Origin of the sequence: Streptomyces sp. NPDC006372, from assembly GCF_040612515.1 — a bacterium.
Lineage (GTDB): Bacteria > Actinomycetota > Actinomycetes > Streptomycetales > Streptomycetaceae > Streptomyces.
Genome location: NZ_JBEXQJ010000007.1, coordinates 58,018 through 80,481, shown reverse-complemented (window position 1 = coordinate 80,481; position 22,464 = coordinate 58,018). Strand labels below are relative to the sequence as shown.

General features: G+C 70.0%; 17 protein-coding genes. 8 read left to right on the top strand and 9 right to left on the bottom strand.

The window, feature by feature from the left end; translation table 11 throughout:
- Window positions 1-66: 66 nt before the first annotated feature.
- Window positions 67-1,278 (bottom strand): NYN domain-containing protein, encoded by a 1,212-nt coding sequence (locus ABZ016_RS14435; protein WP_356916907.1) that lies wholly within the window; start codon window positions 1,276-1,278, stop codon window positions 67-69.
- 222 nt (window positions 1,279-1,500) lie between these two features.
- Between ABZ016_RS14435 and ABZ016_RS14430 the strand changes: the two genes are divergently transcribed.
- On the top strand, window positions 1,501-1,665 hold the full coding sequence (locus ABZ016_RS14430; RefSeq protein WP_356916906.1) for a hypothetical protein: 165 nt from the start codon (window positions 1,501-1,503) through the stop codon (window positions 1,663-1,665).
- A gap of 114 nt (window positions 1,666-1,779) precedes the next feature.
- Here ABZ016_RS14430 and dnaE read toward each other — a convergent pair whose 3' ends face one another.
- A complete protein-coding gene (dnaE, locus tag ABZ016_RS14425) occupies window positions 1,780-5,322 on the bottom strand; it encodes a DNA polymerase III subunit alpha (protein ID WP_356916905.1) in 3,543 nt (1,180 codons plus the stop codon).
- A 216-nt stretch (window positions 5,323-5,538) separates the two neighbouring features.
- Here dnaE and ABZ016_RS14420 point away from each other — a divergent pair, with 216 nt between their 5' ends.
- The 5 genes from ABZ016_RS14420 (at window position 5,539) to ABZ016_RS14400 (ending at window position 10,759) form a co-directional block, all read left to right on the top strand.
- Window positions 5,539-6,864, top strand: a complete 1,326-nt coding sequence (locus ABZ016_RS14420; RefSeq protein WP_356916904.1) for a DUF2252 domain-containing protein — start codon at window positions 5,539-5,541, stop codon at window positions 6,862-6,864.
- 79 nt (window positions 6,865-6,943) lie between these two features.
- On the top strand, window positions 6,944-7,636 hold the full coding sequence (locus tag ABZ016_RS14415; RefSeq protein ID WP_356916903.1) for a hypothetical protein: 693 nt from the start codon (window positions 6,944-6,946) through the stop codon (window positions 7,634-7,636).
- Between the two features lie 78 nt (window positions 7,637-7,714).
- Window positions 7,715-8,524, top strand: coding sequence for a thioredoxin domain-containing protein (locus tag ABZ016_RS14410; protein ID WP_356916902.1), 810 nt, complete (start codon window positions 7,715-7,717; stop codon window positions 8,522-8,524).
- Window positions 8,525-8,616: 92 nt separating this feature from the next.
- The gene (locus ABZ016_RS14405) at window positions 8,617-10,287 is read left to right on the top strand and encodes an alkaline phosphatase D family protein (RefSeq protein WP_356916901.1); all 1,671 of its coding nucleotides are present in this window, start codon (window positions 8,617-8,619) and stop codon (window positions 10,285-10,287) included.
- 115 nt (window positions 10,288-10,402) lie between these two features.
- Window positions 10,403-10,759, top strand: coding sequence for a hypothetical protein (locus ABZ016_RS14400; RefSeq protein WP_356916900.1), 357 nt, complete (start codon window positions 10,403-10,405; stop codon window positions 10,757-10,759).
- A gap of 15 nt (window positions 10,760-10,774) precedes the next feature.
- Here the strand turns inward: ABZ016_RS14400 and ABZ016_RS14395 are convergent, their stop codons facing one another.
- Complete coding sequence (locus ABZ016_RS14395) at window positions 10,775-11,344, bottom strand: dienelactone hydrolase family protein (protein WP_356916899.1); 570 nt, start codon at window positions 11,342-11,344, stop codon at window positions 10,775-10,777.
- A 108-nt stretch (window positions 11,345-11,452) separates the two neighbouring features.
- Here ABZ016_RS14395 and ABZ016_RS14390 point away from each other — a divergent pair, with 108 nt between their 5' ends.
- On the top strand, window positions 11,453-12,577 hold the full coding sequence (locus tag ABZ016_RS14390) for a mechanosensitive ion channel domain-containing protein (protein ID WP_356916898.1): 1,125 nt from the start codon (window positions 11,453-11,455) through the stop codon (window positions 12,575-12,577).
- Between the two features lie 52 nt (window positions 12,578-12,629).
- On the opposite strand, the gene ABZ016_RS14385 is transcribed toward ABZ016_RS14390, so the two are convergent.
- The 6 genes from ABZ016_RS14385 to ABZ016_RS14360 form a co-directional block, all read right to left on the bottom strand.
- On the bottom strand, window positions 12,630-13,370 hold the full coding sequence (locus ABZ016_RS14385) for an SDR family oxidoreductase (RefSeq protein WP_356916897.1): 741 nt from the start codon (window positions 13,368-13,370) through the stop codon (window positions 12,630-12,632).
- Window positions 13,371-13,408: 38 nt separating this feature from the next.
- On the bottom strand, window positions 13,409-14,995 hold the full coding sequence (locus ABZ016_RS14380; protein ID WP_356916896.1) for a Na+/H+ antiporter: 1,587 nt from the start codon (window positions 14,993-14,995) through the stop codon (window positions 13,409-13,411).
- A gap of 96 nt (window positions 14,996-15,091) precedes the next feature.
- Window positions 15,092-15,571: a GNAT family N-acetyltransferase gene (locus ABZ016_RS14375; RefSeq protein WP_356916895.1), complete on the bottom strand. Its 480-nt coding sequence runs from the start codon at window positions 15,569-15,571 to the stop codon at window positions 15,092-15,094.
- Window positions 15,568-16,512 (bottom strand): RluA family pseudouridine synthase, encoded by a 945-nt coding sequence (locus ABZ016_RS14370; RefSeq protein ID WP_356916894.1) that lies wholly within the window; start codon window positions 16,510-16,512, stop codon window positions 15,568-15,570. Before ABZ016_RS14370 ends, ABZ016_RS14375 begins: the two co-directional genes overlap by 4 nt.
- A 64-nt stretch (window positions 16,513-16,576) precedes the next feature.
- The gene (gene lspA, locus ABZ016_RS14365) at window positions 16,577-17,269 is read right to left on the bottom strand and encodes a signal peptidase II (protein WP_356916893.1); all 693 of its coding nucleotides are present in this window, start codon (window positions 17,267-17,269) and stop codon (window positions 16,577-16,579) included.
- A gap of 89 nt (window positions 17,270-17,358) precedes the next feature.
- A complete protein-coding gene (locus ABZ016_RS14360; protein ID WP_356916892.1) occupies window positions 17,359-18,609 on the bottom strand; it encodes a TraR/DksA family transcriptional regulator in 1,251 nt (416 codons plus the stop codon).
- A 627-nt stretch (window positions 18,610-19,236) separates the two neighbouring features.
- On the opposite strand from ABZ016_RS14360, the gene ileS reads away from it, so the two are divergent.
- Entirely contained in the window at window positions 19,237-22,380 is a 3,144-nt protein-coding gene (gene ileS / locus ABZ016_RS14355; RefSeq protein ID WP_356916891.1) for an isoleucine--tRNA ligase, read from the top strand.
- Window positions 22,381-22,464 lie beyond the last annotated feature (84 nt).

Here is a 22,464-nt window from a genome sequence, read left to right as displayed (position 1 = left end):
TACGGGGTCGGGCGCCCCGGTCCGCTCCCGGGGCGGTCCGGGACGGGAAATCCGCCGGCGAAATCATCAGTCGCCGACGGGTGCGTGCTCCACGCCCGTGCGTACACCGATCTCCTTCCAGAATCCGGCCCGGATGGCGTAGCGGTCCCGTTCGTCGATCTGGTCGTCCTTGTGGGCGAGCAGGCCGAAGCGCGCGGCGTAGCGCAGCAGCTCCCCGTCCACGCGGTGCGGGACACGCGGGTACATGCCGGACAGTTTCTGGAGGTGGGTCTGGTCGCCGAGGCGTTCCACCCAGCGCCGGGCGAAGACCTGCCCGACCTCGTAGGGGTCGCCGCCGACCGTGGTGATGTCCTCCTCGCGGTCGGCCCAGCGCTGCTCGGCCGTGGTCAGCTGGGCGAGCGTCGGCATCGAGGCGGCCTCGGGGGGCTCGGCCGTGGGCCGGTCGACCCAGCCTTTGTCGGAGGACCAGCGGAGGGTTGCGGAGGCGGGGTGCTGGGCGGGCTGGACGCCGGGGCCACGCAGGGCTGCCAGGTCTTTGGGCGTGGGGACCCCTTTGGCGGCGGGCACCCGCTCCTCGGTGCCGTTGTGCCCGGTGCCGGCCGCTGGGTGCGGGGGCTGCGGGGCGGGCCGCTCGGCCGCGGCGGCGAGGGCGGAGTCGGGCAGCGGCGCGGAGAGGATCGCGGCGATCTCCGGCCGGGGCACCGGCTGCGGGGCGCACACTCCGCTGTACTCCTTGGCGCGCACGGCCTTGGTGATCCACGTACGGTCCAGCACGCGCCGCTCGTCGGCCTCGGCGACCAGGTCCTCGGACTGGTTGTAGTCGCCGTCGGCGGCCTGGACGGCCCACAGGTGGACGGCGACGCCGTGCTCCTTGGCGGCCATCATGCCGGGCAGCAGATCGCCGTCGCCGGTGACGAGGACGATGTCGGAGCAGGCGCGGTTGCGGGCCAGTTCGGTGAGCTCGGCGTGCATCGCGGCGTCCACGCCCTTCTGCGCCCAGCGGCCATCGCTGCGGGTCAGAGCGCCGAGCCGGACGGTGACCCGGGGCATCACGCGAAGCCTGCGGTGCTCGGGTTGCGGGACGCGGTCCGGGGCGCCGTCGAACCAGTAGATGCGCAGCAGTGGCTGCTGCGTATCGGACTCGGCGCGTTCACGCAGGCCCTGGATGAGGGCGGCGTGGTCGACGGTGATCCGGGACCGGGAGGGCTCCCCGGCGAGGAGACTCGCCGCGGCTCCCAGCAGATACCCGGCGTCCACCAGGACGATGCAGCGGTCCACGCGACTCACCCTCTTCCCAGGAGGTTTGTTTCGGGCTTGCTTCGAGTCTGCCCGACGGCGCGGAGGTTAACGGCCGGAACTCGATCTTCGGCGTGGCGTTTCGGAGGTTCCCGCGGCGACCAGCCCTGTCACGCACGGTAATTGTCCGACATGCGATCGTTGTCGGCCTGTGTGAATCTGGTCCCGGCCCTGGCCCCTAGATCCCCCACAGGAGGCATCACCATGGCCAAGAACAAGAACCGTGACCGTAAGCAGCAGCGTCCGACCGAGCGCGGGCAGCGGGCGGACCGCCGTCCCGCGGCGGAGGCGGAGCCCCAGCCCGAGGTCGAGCTGACCCCCGGTGACGTGGCGTCCCACAAGCGGAAGCGCAGCTTCGGCCACAACTGACATCTGTGTGACGGGTGGTTGAGACCCACGCACATGCGTGAGGGGCGTGCCCCGGTACCGGGCACGCCCCTCAGGCGCGTCGAGAGCTCCCCGTCCCCCTGTCTCCAGGCCCCGTCAGCCCGCCAGGCAGGACGGCCCGAGCAGCACCTTCAGGTCACCGAAGAGCGCCGGGTCGGGCTTCACCCGGTGCCGGTCCAGACGCAGCACGGTCGTCTTGGTCGGGCCCTGGAGCTTGATCCTGACCTCGCTGTCGCCCTTGTGGTGGCTGAGGACCTCGCCGAGGCGGCTGACCAGCGGCGGCGTGACCCGGGTGGCGGGGATGGTGAGGATCACGGGTGCGTTGGTGCCCGCGTTCGACAGGTCCGGCACCATCAGTTCCATGGCCACGAGCCGCGGGATGTCCTCGCGCTTGTCGAGCCGGCCCTTGACGAACACCACGGCGTCCTCGACGAGTTGGGTCGAGACGAGCTGGTAGGTCGCGGGGAAGAACATGCACTCGATCGAGCCGGCGAGATCCTCGACGGTGGCGATGGCCCAGGCGTTGCCCTGCTTGGTCATCTTGCGCTGCAGGCCGGAGATGATGCCGCCGATGGTGACCACGGAGCCGTCGGAATAGTCACCGCCGGTCAGCTGGGAGATGCCCGCGTCGGCCTTGTCGGACAGGATGTGCTCCAGACCGAACAGCGGGTGGTCGGAGACGTACAGACCGAGCATCTCCCGCTCCTGGGCGAGCAGATAGGTCTTGTCCCACTCGTCGGGTGAGAACTCCACGTCGAGCCCGAAGCCCGGCTCGCTGGTCTCGGCCGCCTCACCCATGCCGCCGAAGAGGTCGAACTGGCCCTCGGCCTCCTTGCGCTTGACCGCGACCACGTTGTCGATCATGGGTTCGTAGTGCGCGGTCAGGCCCTTGCGGGTGTGGCCCATGGCGTCGAAGGCGCCGGCCTTGATCAGCGATTCGGTGGTGCGCTTGTTGCAGACCACCGCCTCCACCTTGTCGAGGTAGTCCGGGAAGGAGACGTACTTCCCCTTGGCCTTGCGGCACCTGATGATCGACTCGACGACGTTCGTCCCGACGTTGCGGACGGCGGAGAGGCCGAAGAGGATCACGTCGTCGCCCTGGGCCGCGAAGTTGGACATCGACTCGTTGACGTCCGGCGGGAGCACCCTGATGCCCATGCGGCGGCACTCGTTGAGGTAGACGGCCGACTTGTCCTTGTCGTCCTTCACCGAGGTGAGGAGCGCGGCCATGTACTCGGCGGGGTGGTTCGCCTTGAGGTACGCGGTCCAGTACGAGACGAGTCCGTACGCGGCGGAGTGCGCCTTGTTGAAGGCGTAGCCGGCGAAGGGGACCAGCACGTCCCACAGGGCCTGGATGGCCTCGTCGCTGAAGCCCTTCTTGCGGGCGCCCTCCTGGAAGAGGACGAAGTTCTTCACCAGCTCCTCGGGCTTCTTCTTGCCCATCACGCGGCGGAGGATGTCGGCCTCGCCGAGCGAGTAGCCGGCGATGATCTGGGCGGCCTTCTGCACCTGCTCCTGGTAGACGATCAGGCCGTAGGTGACGTCCAGGACCTCCTTGAGGGGCTCTTCGAGCTCCTTGTGGATCGGCGTGATCTCCTGCTGGCCGTTCTTGCGGAGGGCGTAGTTGGTGTGCGAGTTCATGCCCATGGGGCCCGGGCGGTACAGGGCCGACACGGCGGAGATGTCTTCGAAGTTGTCCGGCTTCATCAGCCGGAGCAGGGAGCGCATGGGGCCGCCGTCGAACTGGAAGACGCCGAGGGTGTCGCCGCGCTGGAGCAGTTCGAAGGTCGTGGGGTCGTCGAGCGGGAGGCTCAGGAGATCGATCTCGATCCCCTTGTTGGACTTCACCATCTTGACGGCGTCGTCCATGATCGTCAGGTTGCGCAGGCCCAGGAAGTCCATCTTCAGCAGGCCGAGCGACTCGCAGCTCGGGTAGTCCCACTGGGTGATGGTGACGTTGTCGGTGTGCCTGACCCAGACGGGCACGTGGTCGGTGATGGTCTCGCTGGACATGATCACGCCGGCGGCGTGCACGCCCATCTGCCGGACCAGGCCCTCGACGCCCTTGGCGGTGTCGATGACCTTCTTCACGTCCGGTTCGTTCTCGTACATCGCCCGGATCTCGCCCGCCTCCGAGTAGCGGGGGTGCTCGGGGTTGGTGATGCCGTCCAGGTTGATGCCCTTGCCGAGGACGTCGGCGGGCATGGCCTTGGTGAGGCGGTCGCCCATCGCGTACGGGTAGCCCAGCACGCGCGCGGAGTCCTTGATCGCGTTCTTGGCCTTGATGGTGCCGTAGGTGCCGATCATGGCGACCTTGTCGGCGCCGTACTTCTCCGTCACGTACCGGATCACCTCGACGCGCCGGCGCTCGTCGAAGTCGATGTCGACATCGGGCATGGAGATGCGCTCGGGGTTGAGGAACCGCTCGAAGATCAGGCCGTGCGGGATGGGGTCGAGGTCGGTGATGCCGAGGGCGTAGGCGACGATCGAGCCGGCCGCGGAGCCTCGGCCGGGGCCGACCGCGATGCCCTGCTTCTTGGCCCACATGATGAAGTCGGCGACCACGAGGAAGTAGCCCGGGAAGCCCATCGAGATGATGGTGTCCATCTCGTACTCGACCTGCTTCATGCGGTCGTCCGGAATGCCGTCCGGGAAGCGGCGGTGCATGCCGCGCAGGGTCTCCTCGCGGAACCAGCTGACCTCGGTGTACCCCTCCGGGATGTCGAACTTGGGCATCAGGTCGCGCTTCTCGAACATGCCCGTGGTGTCGACCATCTCGGCGATCAGCCGGGTGTTGGCGCAGCCCTCCTGCCAGGCGTCCGAGGAGTCGATGGCGTACATCTCGTCCGTGGACTTCAGGTAGTAGCCGGTGCCGTCGAACCGGAAGCGGTCGGGGTCGGAGAGGTTCTTGCCGGTCTGGATGCACAGCAGGGCGTCGTGCGCGCCCGCCTCGTGCGAGTACGTGTAGTGGGAGTCGTTGGTGACCAGCGGGGGGATGCCGAGCTTCTTGGCGATCTCCAGCAGGCCGTCGCGGACCCGGCGCTCGATCTCGATGCCGTGGTCCATCAGCTCCAGGAAGTAACGGTCCTTGCCGAAGATGTCCTGGTAGTCGGCGGCGGCCTTCAGGGCCTCGTCGAAGTGGCCGAGGCGCAGCCGGGTCTGGACCTCGCCGGAGGGGCAGCCGGTGGAGGCGACGATGCCCTCGGACCACTGGGCGATGGTCTCCTTGTCCATCCGGGGCCACTTCTGCAGCCAGCCCTCGGCGTACGCGTCGGAGGACAGCCGGAAGAGGTTGTGCAGACCGGTCGAGTTCACCGCCCACATCGTCTTGTGGGTGTAACCGCCGGAACCGGAGACGTCGTCCCGCTTCTGGTGCGGCTGGCCCCATTGGATCTTGCGCTTGTTGCGCCGGGACTCGGGCGCGACATAGGCCTCGATCCCGATGATCGGGGTGACCCCGGCCTTCTGTGCGGAGTGGAAGAAGTCGTAGGCGCCGTGGAGGTTGCCGTGGTCGGACATGGCGATGTGCGTCATGCCCATCTCGTTGCACGCGTTGAACATGTCCTTCAGCCGCGCGGCACCGTCCAGCAACGAGTACTGGGTGTGGACGTGCAGGTGCGTGAACGGCGGCTTTGACACGGCTGCGGCCTCCAGAGAAAACATATGACACATGGGGCCCGACAGGCTGCGGACAGTCTGGGGGACAGCGTCGAAGTCTATGCCCCGGCACTGACACTCCGGGGGCTGCCCCGCGTACCTTCGTGCGAGGCTCGCGGGCACTCCCGCGGACCACCGCACGTTAGGCAGAGGGCGGACCTGCCGCCCCGAGACGCATGCACCAGGAGGCACCCAGCGATGTCGTTCCCGCAGCTCGACGACGAGCACCGCGGTGAGGAGATCCTCGCCGTCTTCGACACCGCCTTCGGCGAGCTCCTGGCCGCCGACCCGGCCGCGTTCCGCGTGAAGTTCCGGAAGATGGCGGCCTCGGCCTTCGCCTTCTACCGGGGCACGGCGTGCCTCTTCTACCACGATATGGACGCCGAGAAGCGGGGCGGTCCGTACCTGGACGAGCGCACCTCGCGCGTGTGGATCCACGGCGACCTGCACGCGGAGAACTTCGGCACGTACATGGACGCCAACGGCCGCCTGATCTTCAACGTCAATGACTTCGACGAGGCCTACGTCGGCCCCTTCACCTGGGATCTCAAGCGCTTCGCCGCGTCCATCGCCCTGATCGGGTACGCGAAGGCGCTCAGCGACGAGCAGATCACCGAACTGGTGCGGATCTACGCGATCGCCTACCGCGAGCGGATCCACGCGCTGGCCACCGGCGCCAAGAGCGACGAGGTGCCGCCGTTCACGCTGGACACCGCGCAGGGCCCGCTGCTGGACGCGCTGCGTGACGCCCGCTCGCTGACCCGGTTCGGCCTGCTGGACTCGATGACGGAGATCCGCGACTTCGAGCGCCGTTTCGCGCCGGGCGGCGGCTCCGTGGAGCTGGACGCGGCCACCCGCTACAAGGTGCTCGCCGCCTTCGACGGCTACCTGGAGACGCTGCCGGACAGCTCGCTGGCCCGCCCGGACTCCTACCGTGTGAAGGACGTCGTGGGCCGCCGCGGCATCGGCATCGGCTCGGCCGGGTTGCCCTCGTACAACATCCTCCTCGAGGGCCACAGCGACGCCCTGGAGAACGATGTCGTGATCTACATCAAGCAGGCCCAGACCCCGGCGGTCTCCCGGCACATCACGGACCAGGCGATCGGCGGCTACTTCCAGCACGAGGGGCACCGCACGGTCATCTCCCAGCGCGCCCTCCAGGCGCACGCCGACCCGTGGCTGGGCTGGACCGAGCTGGACGGCGCGGGCCAGCTGGTCGCCGAGGTCTCGCCGTACGCGGTGGATCTCGACTGGGGCGACATCGACGAGGCGGAGGAGATCGCCCAGGTGGTGGCCGACCTCGGCCGGGCCACGGCCACGATGCACTCGGCGGCGGACGACCAGTCCGGCGAGTCCCTGGTGCCGTTCTCCACGGAGCGGGCCATCGACGCGGCGATCGCGGCCGACGAGGAGGGCTTCGCGCCGCTGCTGGTCGACTTCGCGCACAGCTACGGCGCGCGCGCCCGTGCCGACCACCAGACCTTCGTGGACCTGTTCCGTAACGGAAGGATTCCGGGTCTGTAGACGGCTTTGGCGGCAGGCGCTCTCACAGGCACCCTTTAGGGGTCTCTTACAGGTCTCCGTGACAGACTCTTCTTTCGCTATGGACATATCCGGGATCCAGCTCAGAGCCGTACGCGCGGCGCTGTTCACGGCCGTGGTCGTGACCCTCAGCACCGCGTCGCACGTCCTGCTGTCCGGAGTCCCGCTGCCGGTGAGCACGGTGGCCGCGGTCGCCACCGCCGTGTTCGTGATCGCGTACGCGCTGGCGGGCCGCGAGCGCTCCTTCGGGCGGATCGCGGCCCTGCTGATCCCGCTGGAACTGGCCGCCGACACGGTGTTCACCACGGGTCAGCACGCCTGTTACGGCCGGGCGGGGGGCCCGGTGGCCGGACCGCTGCGGTCGGTCGGCCTGGACGTGCTGTGCGGAGGCGAGGTCGGCACTCCACTGGCCCGGATGGCCGGGGCCACCGGCACGGACCGGCTCGCGGCCGCGGTCGCGCACGCCGACCCGGCCACCGCCTGGCTGCTGCTCGCCGCGCACATCGGCGTCGGCCTCGCCGCCGCCGTCTGGCTGCGCCGCGGCGAGCGGGCTCTGGCCCAGCTGCTGCGGGCGGTCACGGCGACGACGTTCCGGCCGCTGCTGCTGGCGGTCGCCGCGGTGGCGGTGCGGCGGGCCCCGGCCGGGCGCCGGCTGCCGCCGCGGGCCGCGGACCGCACCTCGTCCGCCCGCGACCTGGTCCTCGCGTACTCCCTGGGACGGCGTGGACCGCCGTGCTCGGTCGCCTTCGCATAAGGCGTCTTCGAGCATCTGCGGTCCCCCATACGTATCCCGCACACGACGTGTGCGCGTCCCCACGGAGAGAGCATCACCATGAGCAAGCGGAACAGCCAGGCGGCGAAGACGGCGGCCCGGGAGCGGCTGCGCGCCGAGCGCGAGCGCGAGGCCAAGCGGGCGAAGACCAAGCGGCAGATCGTCGTCGCCTGCTCCGTCGTCGGCGTCCTGGCGATAGCCGGCGGCATCGGCTACGCGGTCGTCCAGGCCAACAAGCCCAGCTACTGGGAGGGCAAGAAGGACGCCAAGGTCGTCACCCCGGCCAACACCACGGGCGACAAGGGCACCACGGTCGTCATCGGCAAGGACTCGGCCAAGAAGACCCTGAAGATCTACGAGGACCCGCGCTGCCCCATCTGCGCCCAGTTCGAGCAGACGGTCGGTCCGACCGTGAAGAAGGACATCGACGACGGCAAGTTCAAGTTGCAGTTCGTCGGCGCCACCTTCATCGACAACAAGGACAACGGCGAGGGCTCCAAGAACGCGCTGAGCGCCCTGGGCGCCGCGCTGAACGTGAGCGACCAGGCCTTCCTCGACTACAAGGCCGCGCTCTACTCGGCGAAGTACCACCCCGAGGAGACCACCGACAAGTTCAAGGACGACAGCTACCTGATCAAGGTCGCGAACACCGTCCCGGAACTGAAGGGCAACAAGAGGTTCCAGGACGCGGTCGAGAAGGGCACCTACGACGCCTGGGCGATGGCCATGTCCAAGACCTTCGACGACAACAAGGAAGGCGTGAAGGGCACCCCGGCCTTCGTCATGGACGGTAAGCAGCTGAACGGCGGCAACCCGCTGATGACGGTGGCCGACTTCAACCGGGTGGTCGGCGAGGCCCTCAAGAAGTGACGGCAGGTCAGGGACCGGCCACCGCATGAAGAGCGGGCGAACTTTCCGAGTTCGCCCGCTCTGGTGCATACCGATCAGTAACCTGATCGGTCGTGACCAGTCGATACAGATCATCGAAGACGTCAGAGGGCCTCAACTCCCTCACCCCGCGCCGCCGTACGGTCGTCAAGGCCGCGGCGGCGACCGCTGTCCTGGCCGGACCGCTGGCGGCGACCCTGCCCGCGCGCGCCGCCGACCAGGCCCCCGCCTTCCTGCACGGCGTCGCCTCCGGTGACCCGCTGCCGGACGGCGTCCTGCTGTGGACCCGCGTGACGCCCGTCCCGGAGGCCATACCGGGTTCCGGGCTCGGCCCGGACACCGATGTGAGCTGGGTCGTCGCCGAGGACAAGGCGTTCACCACGATCGTCGCCAAGGGGTCCACCACCGCGACCGCCGCCTCCGACCACACCGTGAAGGCCGACATCCGCGGGCTGCGGCCGGCCACCGACTACTGGTTCCGCTTCTCCGCCGGCGGCACCGACTCCCCCACGGCCCGCACCCGCACCGCCCCGGCGGCCGACGCGGCCGTCGCGGGCCTCCGCTTCGGCGTGGTCTCCTGCGCCAACTGGGAGGCCGGCTGGTTCTCCTCGTACCGCCATCTCGCGGCCCGCGGCGACCTGGACGCCTGGCTGCACCTCGGCGACTACATCTACGAGTACGGCACCGGCGAGTACACCACCCGCGGCACGGTGGTACGCCCGCACGCCCCGGCGCACGAGATCGTCACGCTCGCCGACTACCGCGTCCGGCACGCGCGCTACAAGACCGACCCGGACCTCCAGGCGCTGCACGCGACGGCCCCGGTCGTGGCGATCTGGGACGACCACGAGTTCGCCAACGACACCTGGTCGGGTGGCGCCGAGAATCACACGGAGGGCGCCGAGGGTGCCTGGTCCGCCCGCCAGGCCGCGGCCAAGCAGGCCTACTTCGAGTGGATGCCGGTCCGCCCGGCGATCGCGGGCACCACCTACCGCCGACTGCGCTTCGGCAAGCTGGCCGACCTCTCGCTGCTGGACCTGCGGTCCTTCCGCTCCCAGCAGGTGAAGGTGGGCAACGGCGAGGTCGACGACCCGGACCGCACGCTCACCGGCCGCGCCCAGCTCGACTGGCTCAAGTCGGGCCTGAAGTCCTCCGACACGACCTGGCGCCTGGTCGGCAACTCGGTGATGATCTCGCCGTTCGCCATCGGCTCGCTCTCCGCCGACCTGCTGAAGCCCCTCGCCAAGCTGCTGGGCCTGCCGCAGGAGGGACTGGCCCTCAACACCGACCAGTGGGACGGCTACACCGACGACCGCCGCGAGATCCTGGCGCACCTGCGGACGAACGCGATCCGCAACACCGTCTTCCTCACCGGCGACATCCACATGGCCTGGGCCAACGACGTGCCGGTGGACGCCGGCACCTATCCGCTGTCCCCGTCGGCCGCCACGGAGTTCGTCGTCACCTCGGTCACCTCCGACAACCTCGACGACATCGTCAAGGTCCCGGAGGGCACGGTCTCGGCCGTCGCCTCACCCGTCATCCGCGCCGCCAACCGCCACGTCCACTGGGTCGACACCGACCGCCACGGCTACGGCGTCCTGGACATCACGGCCGAGCGCGCGCAGATGGACTACTACGTCGTGTCCGACCGCACGAAACGCGACGCCACGGCCGCGTGGGCCCGCTCCTACCGCACGCGCAGCGGCACGCAGAAGGTCGAGCGGGTCTACGACCCGGTGTGAGCGGCCGTCCAGGAAGAGACGCCTCGAAGTCGTCAACCTGCTGAGGAACTGCTACGTCTTCTTCAGTAGGTTGACGACGCGTCAGCACTTCCGACCCGCAGATGATTGGAGTCACATGGCCACCTTGCAAGGGGTCCTGACGAAATCCGCAGTGGTCGTTGCCGCTGTGGTCCTCGCCGGAGGTACCGCGACCGCCGCCCAGGCTCAGGAATCCGCCGCCGCGGCACCGGCTTACGTCACTCTGTCGGTGCTGAACCCGGACGGCGCCCCCGTCTACGCCAAACCCGATTCCTCGTCGGAGCGGTACCGCGTGGACAAGGCGGGCACCAAGGAGCGCATCCAGTGCTCGACCACGACGACCCCCTCGGGGGCAAGGTGGTTCCGGATCTACGACTCGCACCCAGTGGGCTGGATCTGGTCCGGACACTTCGCCTCTCTGGAGAACCCTCCCAAGGAGTGCTTCCCCCGCTAGGCGGATGACCGCCGGCTACAAGCTGTCGAGGAAGCCGAGCGCCACCCGCCAGGTGGCCTCGGCGGCCTCCGCGTCGTAGTCGGGCAGGTCGGGGTCGGTGTAGAGGTGACCGGCCCCGGCGTACCGGTAGACCTCCACGTCGGCTCCGGTACGGCCCATCTGGAGATACCAGGCGCTCAGCCAGTCGTCCGTCTCGAAGGGGTCCGGCTCCGCCACGTGCAGCTGGACCGGCAGGTCGTCCGCCGTGACGCCCGGCGCGATGTCCGACGTACCGTGCAGAAGCAGCAGCCCGCGCGCCTTCTCGTCGCCGAGGGCGAGGGTCTGCGCGATGGAGGCGCCGAGCGAGAACCCGGCGTACACCAGGCCGCGCTCCGAGTAGGGCGCGGCGGCCAGCACGGCCCGTTTCAGCAGCTCCTCCTTGCCGATCTTCTCGTTGTGCTCCATCCCCTCCTCGACCGTCTCGAACGTACGCCCCTCGAAGAGGTCCGGCGTCCACACCTCGTGTCCGGCCGCTCGCAGTCTGTCAGCGGCCTGGAGCACCGCGGGCCGCAGACCCTGGGTCGAGTGAAAGAGCATGATGTTCATGGAGGCCATGGTGCCAGCGGGGTGTGACAACCCGGCCTCGCGGCATTACCCAGGACGCAGCCGAAGTCACATGTTCATGCACCCCGGGGGCCGGTTAGGTTCGGGGGCATGGAGAACCTGCTACGACCGCTGATCGTGGTCGGTGGCTCGGTCGTGCTGACACTGGTGATCGGCTGGGCGACCGACTTCCTGCTGCGCAAGGCCGACGAACGGCACCATGAGACCCCGCTGTGGGGGCTGCTGCGCCGTGGCCGCATCCCCTACCAGCTCGTCCTTCTCGCGGCCCTGCTGAGAGGGTCGTACGACGAGGCGCAGATGCTGGAGGAGCGCCGCGAGGGCATCGGCCAGACACTGACCCTGGTGCTGATCGGGTCGACCGCCTGGCTGGTGATCCGGATCGCGGCGGCGATCGTCGAGACGTCGTACAGCCGGTACGCCAGCGCCCGGGCCCATCGCGACCCGGCCAGGGTCCGCCGGGTGCGCACCCAGGTGACGCTGATCATGCGGGTGGTGTCCGCGGTCGTCGGTGTGGTGGCCGCGGCGAGCATGCTGCTGACGTTCCCCGCGTTCCGGGCTGCGGGTGCCTCGCTGCTGGCCTCGGCCGGCATCCTCGGCATCGTCGCCGGTGTCGCCGCCCAGTCCACGCTGAGCAACATGTTCGCGGGGTTCCAGATCGCCTTCGGCGACATGGTGCGCATGGGCGACACCGTGGTGGTGGACGGGGAGTGGGGCACGGTCGAGGAGATCACCCTGACGTTCCTGACGGTCAACACCTGGGACGAGCGCCGGATCACGATGCCGGTCTCGTACTTCACGTCCAAGCCGTTCGAGAACTGGTCGCGCGGCACCCCGCAGATGACCGGCACCGTCTTCTGGCACCTCGACCACACGGCCCCCGTGGAGGCCATGCGCGACAAGCTCCGCGACATCCTGCGCGAGTGCCCGGCCTGGGACGGCCGCGCCTACAACCTGACGGTGACGGACACCACCCCGAACACCATGCAGGTGCGAGCGCTGGTGACCGCGAAGGACGCCGACGACATATGGACCGTACGGGTCACGGTCCGCGAGCAGATGGTCCGCTGGCTGGCAGACGAGCACCCGTACGCCCTGCCGCGGGTGAACACGGCGGACGCGGTGTCGCCGCCCTCCCCCAATGGCCATCACCCGTCCCCGGACGGTGTGCCGCTCCAGCAACGCCGCTACCACGGCACGGGACGCCCGGAACGCTGACGGCACGAGAGGGACGGCTGCCCGTGACGCGGGCAGCCGTCCCGTGGAAAGGTCAGCGACCGCGCTCGGCGCCGCCGTTGACCTGGATGACCTGCGAGGTGATGTGCCCGGCGCCCTGGGAGGCGAGCCAGTGCAGGGTCTCGGCGACGTCCCCGGGGGTGCCGGCCCGCCCGGTCGAGGTCTCGCCGATGAGCCGTGCCCGGCGCTCCTCGTCCATCGCGTCCCCGAAGAACTCGGTGTCCTCGATGTAGCCGGGCGCGACCACGTTCACGGTGATGCCGCGGGGGCCCAGCTCGCGGGCGAGATCGTGGGCGTAGGGATGCAGACCGGCCTTGGCCGCCGCGTAGGCCCCGCTCCCGGAGCCCCGGTAGGCGGCGATGGAGCTGAGGAACAGCACCCGTCCGCCGGGCTCGGCGAGCCGCGGCTTCAGCGCCTCGGTGAGGAGGACGGCGGTCAGGGTGTTGAGCCTGAAGTTCACGGTCCAGGTGTGGGCAACACCCGCGAGGGGATCGTCGCTCCCGGCGTCCGGTTCCAGCAGTCCGCTGCCCCCGGCGCTGTGCACGAGCACGTCCACGGCCCCGAACTCCCGCTCCACGAACGAGGCGACACCGCGCACGTCCTGCGGCTCGGCGAGATCGGCCGCGTAGGTCAGCGCCCCGGGCACCGCGGCCTTCTCCAGCACTTCGGGCCGCCGCCCGAGCAGCAACACCCGGTCCCCGCCGGCGGCGAACACCCGGGCCGCCGCGAGCCCGATTCCCGTACCTCCACCACTGATCACTACGTTCCGTGCCATGCCGACGACCCTACGGCCCACCCTCGCCCGACTGTCAACTACCGCAAACTGCGCACATCCAGATGACGCAGCACACGATCGACGACCTCCGGATCCGCCCCGGCCTCGCTCCGCGCCGCCAGCACCTCGTGCCGTGCGGCGCTCAGCATCTCCTGCTGGATCCGCCGCACCTGTTTCACCCGCCGTGCCCGCTCCCGGTACGCCTCCCGCCGCTCGTCCTCGGCCAGTTCGGGACTGATCCGCACGCCGATGTCGAAGGCCCGCCGCAGCATCTGCTCGGACAGCTCCTCCGGCACTTCTTCGGTCTCCTCGATCTCCCGGAGCCGGTGTTTCGCCGCCTTCGACGCCCGAAGGGCCAGCTCCTTCGCCAGCTCCTTCTCCTGATCGGTGTCGGCCTTCACGCCGAGCCGCCGCACCAGCCACGGCAACGTCAGCCCCTGCAGCACCAGCGTCGCCATGATCACCCCGAACGCGATGAAGATGATCTCGTCCCGGCTGGGGAACGGCGCCCCCGCGTCCGTCTCCAGCGGAATGGCCAGCACCAGCGCCACGGAGGCCACCCCGCGCATCCCCGACCACCACATCACCACGGTCTCGCGCCAGCTCACCGGGATGTCCTCGTCGTAGTCCCGCCGCGCGTGCAGCCGTTTGGTGAGCCAGGTCGCCGGCAGCAGCCACAGCAGCCGGACGAGCACGACGACGACCACGACCACCGCCGCCCATCCGAGCAGCTCGCCCCACCGGCCGGTCGCGGTGCGAATGGCGTTGTGCAGTTCGAGGCCGACCAGCCCGAACGCGACGCCGGTGACGAGCGTGTCGACGATGTTCCAGAACGTGTGCCCGGCCAGCCGCGTCATGACGTCGTCGGCGTCGGACCCGTACTCCGCGAGGAACAGCGCGGTGGTGAGCACGGCGAGCACCCCGGACCCGTGCAGTTCCTCGGCCATGACGTACGAGGCGTAGGGCACCAGCAGGGTCAGCCCGATCTGGAGCGTGGCGTCCCCGAGCAGCTCCATCAGCTTGTTCGCGCCCCAGCCCAGCGCGATGCCCACGACCACCGCCACCACGGCCGACAGCACCAGGTCGAACCCTGCCTTCCAGGGCGAGAACGTCCCGCTGACGGCGGCGGCGATCGCCACGTGGTAGAGGACGATGGCCGTCACGTCGTTGAAGAGCCCCTCGCCCTCCAGGATCGACACCAGCCGGCGGGGCAGCCCCAGCTGCCCGGCGACGGCGGTCGCCGCGACCGGGTCGGGCGGCGCGACCAGCGCGCCGAGCGCGAACGCCGCGGCGAGCGGCAGTCCTGGCACGATCGCGTCGGCCACGCCGGCCACACAGGCCATGGTGACGAACACGAGCGCCACGGCGAGCAGGAAGATCGGCCGTTTGTTCGCCGTGAACTGCCGCCACGACGTGCGCCGCACGGCCGCGTACAGCAGGGGCGGCAGCAGCAACGGCAGGATGAGGTCCGGTGGGATCTCGACGTTCGGGACGAACGGCAGCAGCGCGAGGACTATCCCCAGGAGCGTCATCAGCACCGGTGCGGGCACCTTGAACCGGTCGCCCGCCGGGACACTGATCACGGCCCCGAGCAGCAGCACGAACAGCAGGGCCAACTGATCCACGGTCAGCGCTCCGGGAGGTCAAATGGTCACACGACTGCCCTCAAGCCTGCCACGCAACTTCCGAAGCAAACCGTTTCAGCACCCCCCACGAGGGGCTTAAAGCGAACGCCGCATCCCCTGGTGCGGAATGCCCGCCTCCAAGTACTCGGGCCCGTACGCCTCGTAGCCGAGCCGCTCGTAGAAGCGCAGCGCGTGCGTCTGGGCGTGCAGGTCCACGGCCGCGAGGCCGCGGGCGCGTGCCGCCTCCTCGATGGCCCGCACCAGGGCGACGCCGACACCGAGCCCGCGTGCGTGGCCGGACACGGCCAGCCGGCCGAGGGAACCCACCGACGGGTCGGCCCCGGTCTGCGCCACGGCCGCCTCCCCGTACAGCAGCCGCCCGGTCCCGAGCGGCACCCCGTCCTCCCGGACCGCCAGCACATGGACGGCCCCGGGGTCGTACGCATCGTACTCGATCTCCTCGGGCACGCCCTGCTCGCCGACGAAGACCTCCTTGCGCACCGCGAAGCAGGCCTCACGGTCGGCCGGGTCCTCGGCGATGCGCACCACGTAGGACGGCGACGGCGCGCTGCTCATCCGTACGTCTCCTCCCGGACCTGGTCCAGGGCCTTCTGCAGGTCGGCCGGGTAGTCGCTCGCGAACTCCACCCACTGCCCGTCCCCGGGGTGCTCGAACCCCAGCCGCACGGCGTGCAGCCACTGGCGGGTCAGTCCGAGCCGCTTGGCGAGCGTCGGGTCGGCGCCGTAGGTGAGGTCGCCGACGCAGGGGTGCCGGTGAGCGGCCATGTGGACACGGATCTGGTGGGTGCGGCCGGTCTCCAGCTTCACGTCGAGCAGGGAGGCCGCACGGAACGCCTCGATGAGGTCGTAGTGCGTGACGGACGGCTTGCCGTCGGCGGTGACCGCCCACTTGTAGTCGTGGTGCGGGTGCCGGCCGATCGGCGCGTCGATGGTGCCGCTGGTCGGATCGGGGTGGCCCTGGACGAGCGTGTGGTACCGCTTGTCGACCGTACGCTCCTTGAACTGGCGCTTCAGCGACGTGTACGCGTACTCCGACTTGGCCACCACCATGAGCCCCGAGGTGCCCACGTCCAGCCGGTGCACGATCCCCTGGCGCTCGGCGGCACCCGACGTCGAGATCCGGTATCCGGCGGCGGCGAGGCCTCCGATGACGGTCGGGCCGGTCCACCCCGGCGACGGGTGCGCCGCCACGCCGACCGGCTTGGCGATGACGACCACGTCATCGTCGTCGTGCACGATCTCCATGCCCTCGACCGGCTCGGCCACCACCTGCACCGGCGCGGGCGCCTGCGGCATCTCGACCTCCAGCCAGGCGCCGCCGTGCACACGCTCCGACTTGCCGACCACCGATCCGTCGACCGTGACCTTCCCGGCGGCGGCGAGCTCGGCCGCCTTGGTCCGGGAGAAGCCGAACATGCGGGAGATGGCGGCGTCGACGCGCTCGCCCTCCAGGCCGTCGGGCACGGGCAGGGTACGGATCTCGGGAATCGTGCTCACCCGTCGAGTATGCCGGACACGACCGGCAGCCCCGTACGGAGCCTGTGGACAACCCGGTGCGAACTCAGTCCTTGTGGACGGTGCCGTCCGGGTCGAGCCCCTTGAACGACAGCAGCACGATCAGGATGCCGCCGCACACGATCGCCGAGTCGGCCAGGTTGAACACGGCGAAGTGCTTGGGCGCGATGAAGTCCACGACCGCGCCCTCGAAGACGCCCGGCGCCCGGAAGATCCGGTCGGTGAGGTTGCCCAGCGCACCGCCGAGCAGCAGGCCGAGCGCGATCGCCCAGGGCAGGCTGTAGAGCTTGCGGGCGAGCCGGGCGATCACCACGATCACCGACGCCGCGATCACGGTGAAGATCACCGTGAAGGCCTCGCCGAAGCCGAAGGCCGCGCCCGCGTTGCGGATCGCCTCGAACTTCAGCCAGTCCCCGACGATCTCGATGGGCGGGTGGTGCTCCAGCTTGGCCACCACGAGCAGCTTGCTGATCAGGTCGAGGGCGTAGGCGAAGGCGGCGACCGCGAACAGGACCGCGATCCGCCGCTTGCCCCGGGGCCGCCCGGCCGTGGCCTCCGGCCGGTCCATGCCGGACGCTCCGGCGGCCGCCGCGTCGGTGGCGGACCCACCGGCCGGGGCGCGGGTGCCCTCCGAGTCGGCGCGCTCGCCCGACGCCGCGTGCTCGCCGCGCCGCTCCTGCCCGCTACCGGCCGCGTCCGGTGTGTCCGGCGTACCGATGATGCGCTCCGCCTCTGCCACGTGAGTCCCTCAACCTAGGTGCCTGACTGAGGACGAGGGTACGACACACCCTGTGCTCCCCAGGTGCTCAGGAGGCATTCGGCCGCTGGTCAGTACCGGCGCTCCTGCTTCTGCTTGCACTCCACGCACAGGGTGGCCCGGGGGAAGGCCTGCATGCGTGCCTTGCCGATGGGGTTGCCGCAGTTCTCGCACAGGCCGTAGGTGCCCGAGTCGAGACGTTCCAGGGCGCGCTCGGTCTGGACGAGCATCTCGCGCGCGTTCGCGGCCAGGGCCAGCTCGTGCTCGCGGGTGATGTTCTTGGTGCCGGTGTCCGCCTGGTCGTCGCCCGCGCCGTCCCCGGAGTCCCGCATCAGGCCGGCGAGGGACCGCTCGGACGAGGTGATCTCCTCCCGCAGCCGCGTCTCCTCGGACTGGAGCTCGGCACGGGCCTCGTCGACCTCCTTCGCCGTCCAGGGGTCCTCGCCCGGTCGTACCGCGAGCTCACCGGGCTCCGCCGCGCCCCGCGCCTTGGGAACCGGGGTCTTGGCCGCCGTGGCCGTGCCAGGGGTCTTCTTCGCACCCACCGTCGTCGCTCCCGTCTGCTGCGCGGCCTCGGCCGCACCCGCCTTCTTGGCCGTGCTCCCGGCCGTGTCCTGTGTGACCGCGCCGGTCCGGGTGGTGCCCTTTCCGGCCGCGCCCTTCGTGGTGGTGCTCCTGCCTCCGGCGCGAACGCCCTCGGCCCCGACGCCCTTCTCCGCGGCGACGGCCTTGGCGGCCTTCGCCCTCTGGACAGCGGCCTTCTTCGCCGCCGCCCCCTCGCCAACCGGCTTCCCGGCTGCCGCCTTCTCGGTGGCCTTCCTCTTGGGGGCCGTCTTCTTGGTCGCCGTCTTCGTGGCCGCCGTCTTCCTGGTGGCCGCCTTGCCGGCTGCCTTGGTGGCTGCCACCTCCTTGGCAGCCGTCTTGGTGGCTGCCGCCTCCTTGGCAGCCGTCTTCGCGGCCGCTGCCGTCCTCGTGGCCGCCGCCCTCTTGCCGGCCGATTTCCTGGCTGCCGCCTTGGTGGCCGCCGTGCCCTTGGCCTGGGTCTTCTCGGCCTGGGCCGTCTCGGGCGAGACCTTCTGGGGGGTCTTCTTGGCTGTCGCCTTTCCGGTCTTCTTGGCCGCTACCTTCTTGACGGCCGCCTTCGTCTTCGTGACAGCCGCCTTCGTCCCCTCGGTCGCCTTTCCGGCCGCCCCCTTCGCCGCCCGCCCCGCCGAACCCCCCTGCGCGCTCTTCTTCCCGCCCACGTCCTTGGCCGCACCGCCGGAGGCCTCCGCGGACCTGCCGGACGCCGGCTGCTGTACGGCGGTCTTCTTCGCCACCATGGCCGCGGCCCCTTCACATATTGTGATCTTGCTCGCGAAATCGTGCTGGGACGATAAATCGACTTGAGTCCCGCGGCAACGGGGCACACCGCCCGATTCGCCCGCCTCGCGCACGCCGCGCGGCGAACCTGCATCCGTTGTGCCCAGCTCCCCGCCCGGTAATCCGCCGAGCCGGACGTCCCAGGATCCGAACACCTATACCTCGCCAATCGGGTCATCAAACCCATAAATCCCCCAAAGGGAATCCCATAGGCCTCACCGGCCCCGGCTGCCCCGAAAAAGCGGTCTGCCTCTGTCCGCGCGGCGCCGTACACTGGGCGGAGCGAAAAGCGTGGATGGGGACGAGTAGCGGCGTACGCAGCCCAGAGCGACCCGGGGACGGTGGAAGCCCGGGGGCGAGCGCGACGTGAAGATCACCCCGGAGCCGTCGGAAGAAAACCGCCGCCGAGCGCAGTGGCCAGTAGAACCGGCATCGCGACCCCAATGAGGGGGCTCACCGACGCACACCCCGCGCCGGCGGGCCAAGGAGGGTGGTACCGCGGGAGCGCGCCGAAGTCGGCGCAGGCACAGACTCAGCTCTCGTCCCTCCGGACGGAAGGCAGCAAGTCCGCCGGAGGAAGCCCGCTGATGACATCGCCGACGTACCGCCAGGTACCCGCCCAGGTCGACCTGCCCGCCCTCGAGCACGCGGTGCTCGCCTTCTGGGACGAGCAGAAGATCTTCACCAAGAGCCTGGAGCAGTCCGAGGGCCGCCCGGAGTGGGTCTACTACGAGGGCCCGCCCACCGCCAACGGCATGCCCGGCGCCCACCACATCGAGGCCCGCGTCTTCAAGGACGTCTTCCCCCGCTTCCGCACCATGCGCGGCTACCACGTGGCCCGCAAGGCCGGCTGGGACTGCCACGGGCTCCCGGTGGAGCTGGCCGTCGAGAAGGAGCTCGGCTTCTCCGGCAAGCAGGACATCGAGGCGTACGGCATCGCCGAGTTCAACGCCAAGTGCCGTGAGTCGGTCACCCGGCACACCAACGCCTTCGAAGAGCTCACCACCCGCATGGGGTTCTGGACCGACCTCCACGACCCCTACCGCACCATGGACCCCGAGTACATCGAGTCGGTCTGGTGGTCACTCAAGGAGATCTTCAACAAGGGCCTGCTGGTCCAGGACCACCGCGTCGCCCCCTGGTGCCCCCGCTGCGGCACGGGCCTGTCGGACCACGAGCTGGCGCAGGGCTACGAGACGGTCGTCGACCCGTCCGTGTTCGTCCGCTTCCCGCTCACCTCCGGCCCGCTGGCCGGCGAGGCCGCCCTCCTGGTGTGGACGACCACGCCCTGGACCCTGGTCTCCAACACGGCCGTGGCCGCCCACCCCGAGGTCACCTACGTCGTCGCGACGAACGGTGAGGAGAAGCTGGTCGTCGCCGAGCCGCTCGTCGCCAAGGCCCTCGGCGAGGGCTGGGAGACCACCGGCCAGACGTTCACGGGCGCCGAGATGGAGCGCTGGACGTACCAGCGCCCCTTCGAGCTGGTGGAGTTCCCGGCCGAGGCCCACTTCGTCGTCAACGCCGACTACGTCACGACCGAGGACGGCACGGGGCTGGTCCACCAGTCCCCCGCCTTCGGTGAGGACGACCTCAAGGTCTGCCGCTCCTACGGCCTGCCCGTCGTGAACCCGGTCCGCCCGGACGGCACCTTCGAGGAGGACGTCCCCCTCGTCGGCGGCGTCTTCTTCAAGAAGGCGGACGAGAAGCTCACCGAGGACCTCGACAACCGCGGCCTGCTCTTCCGGCACATCCCGTACGAGCACAGCTACCCGCACTGCTGGCGCTGCCACACCGCGCTCCTCTACTACGCGCAGCCCTCCTGGTACATCCGCACCACGGCGATCAAGGACCGCCTCCTCGCGGAGAACGAGAACACCAACTGGTTCCCGGACACGGTCAAGCACGGCCGCTACGGCGACTGGCTGAACAACAACATCGACTGGGCGCTGTCCCGCAACCGCTACTGGGGCACGCCGCTGCCGATCTGGCGCTGCGCGGAGGACCACCTCACCTGCGTCGGCTCCCTCGCGGAACTCACCGAGCTCACCGGCACCGACCAGTCGGGGCTGGACCCGCACCGCCCGTTCATCGACGAGGTCACCTTCGCCTGCCCGCAGGACGGCTGCGGCAGCACGGCCACGCGCGTGCCGGAGGTCATCGACGCCTGGTACGACTCGGGTTCGATGCCGTTCGCGCAGTGGGGCTACCCGTACAAGAACAAGGAGCTCTTCGACACCCGCTACCCGGCGCAGTTCATCTGCGAGGCCATCGACCAGACGCGTGGCTGGTTCTACACGCTGATGGCGGTCGGCACCCTGGTCTTCGACAAGTCGTCGTACGAGAACGTGGTGTGTCTCGGCCACATCCTCGCCGAGGACGGCCGCAAGATGTCCAAGCACCTGGGCAACACCCTGGAGCCCATCCCGCTCATGGACCGGCACGGCGCCGACGCGGTGCGCTGGTTCATGGCGGCCGGCGGCTCCCCCTGGGCGGCCCGCCGCGTCGGCCACGGCACCATTCAGGAGGTCGTCCGCAAGACGCTCCTCACGTACTGGAACACGGTCGCCTTCCAGGCCCTGTACGCCCGTACGTCCGGCTGGGCCCCGTCCGCGGCCGACCCGGCCCCGGCCGACCGCCCCGTCCTGGACCGCTGGCTGCTGTCCGAGCTGCACGCGCTCACCGACCAGGTCACCAAGTCCCTCGACGCCTACGACACCCAGCGCGCCGGCAAGCTGCTGTCCGCGTTCGTCGACGACCTGTCGAACTGGTACGTGCGCCGCTCGCGCCGCCGCTTCTGGCAGGGCGACAAGGCGGCCCTGCGCACGCTGCACGAGGTCGTCGAGACGGTGACGCAGCTGATGTCCCCGCTGACCCCGTTCATCACCGAGCGGGTCTGGCAGGACCTGATCGTTCCGGTCACCCCGGGTGCTCCCGAGTCGGTCCACCTGTCGTCCTGGCCGGAGGCGGACCTCAACGCCATCGACCCGGAGCTGTCGAAGCAGATGGTGCTGGTGCGCCGGCTGGTGGAACTGGGCCGTGCCACGCGAGCGGAGTCGGGCGTCAAGACGCGTCAGCCGCTGTCGCGCGCGCTGATCGCCGCGTCGGGCTTCGACGCGCTGCACTCCGAACTGCGCACGCAGATCACGGAGGAGCTGAACGTCGAGTCGCTCGCCACCCTCAGCGAGGTCGGCGGTTCCCTGGTGGACACCACCGCGAAGGCCAACTTCCGCGCGCTGGGCAAGCGGTTCGGAAAGCGCGTCCAGGACGTGGCCAAGGCCGTCGCGAACGCCGACGCGGCCGCCCTCTCCCTCGCCCTGCGCGAGGGCACGGCGTCGGTCGAGGTCGACGGTGAGACGATCACCCTGGCTCCCGACGAGGTCATCATCACCGAGACCCCGCGCGAGGGCTGGTCGGTCGCCTCGGACTCCGGCGCGACGGTCGCCCTGGACCTGGAGATCACGGAGGAGCTCCGCCGTGCGGGTCTGGCCCGTGACGCGATCCGCCTGATCCAGGAGGCCCGCAAGAACAGCGGCCTCGACGTGGCCGACCGCATCGCGCTGCGCTGGACGGCGACCGACCCGGCTGTCACCGAAGCCCTGACCGAGCACGCCGGTCTGATCGCCGACGAGGTCCTGGCGACGGACTTCGTGCAGGGCGAGGCGGACGACAGCTACGGAACCCCGTTCACGGACGAGGGCCTCACGCTCACGTTCCGCCTGCGCAAGGCGTAACCCGCAGACCGAAGGCCCGGACCCGCCAAAGATCTTGGTGGGTCCGGGCCTTCGGCGTTGCGTACGCACGAACGCGCGTGGCAA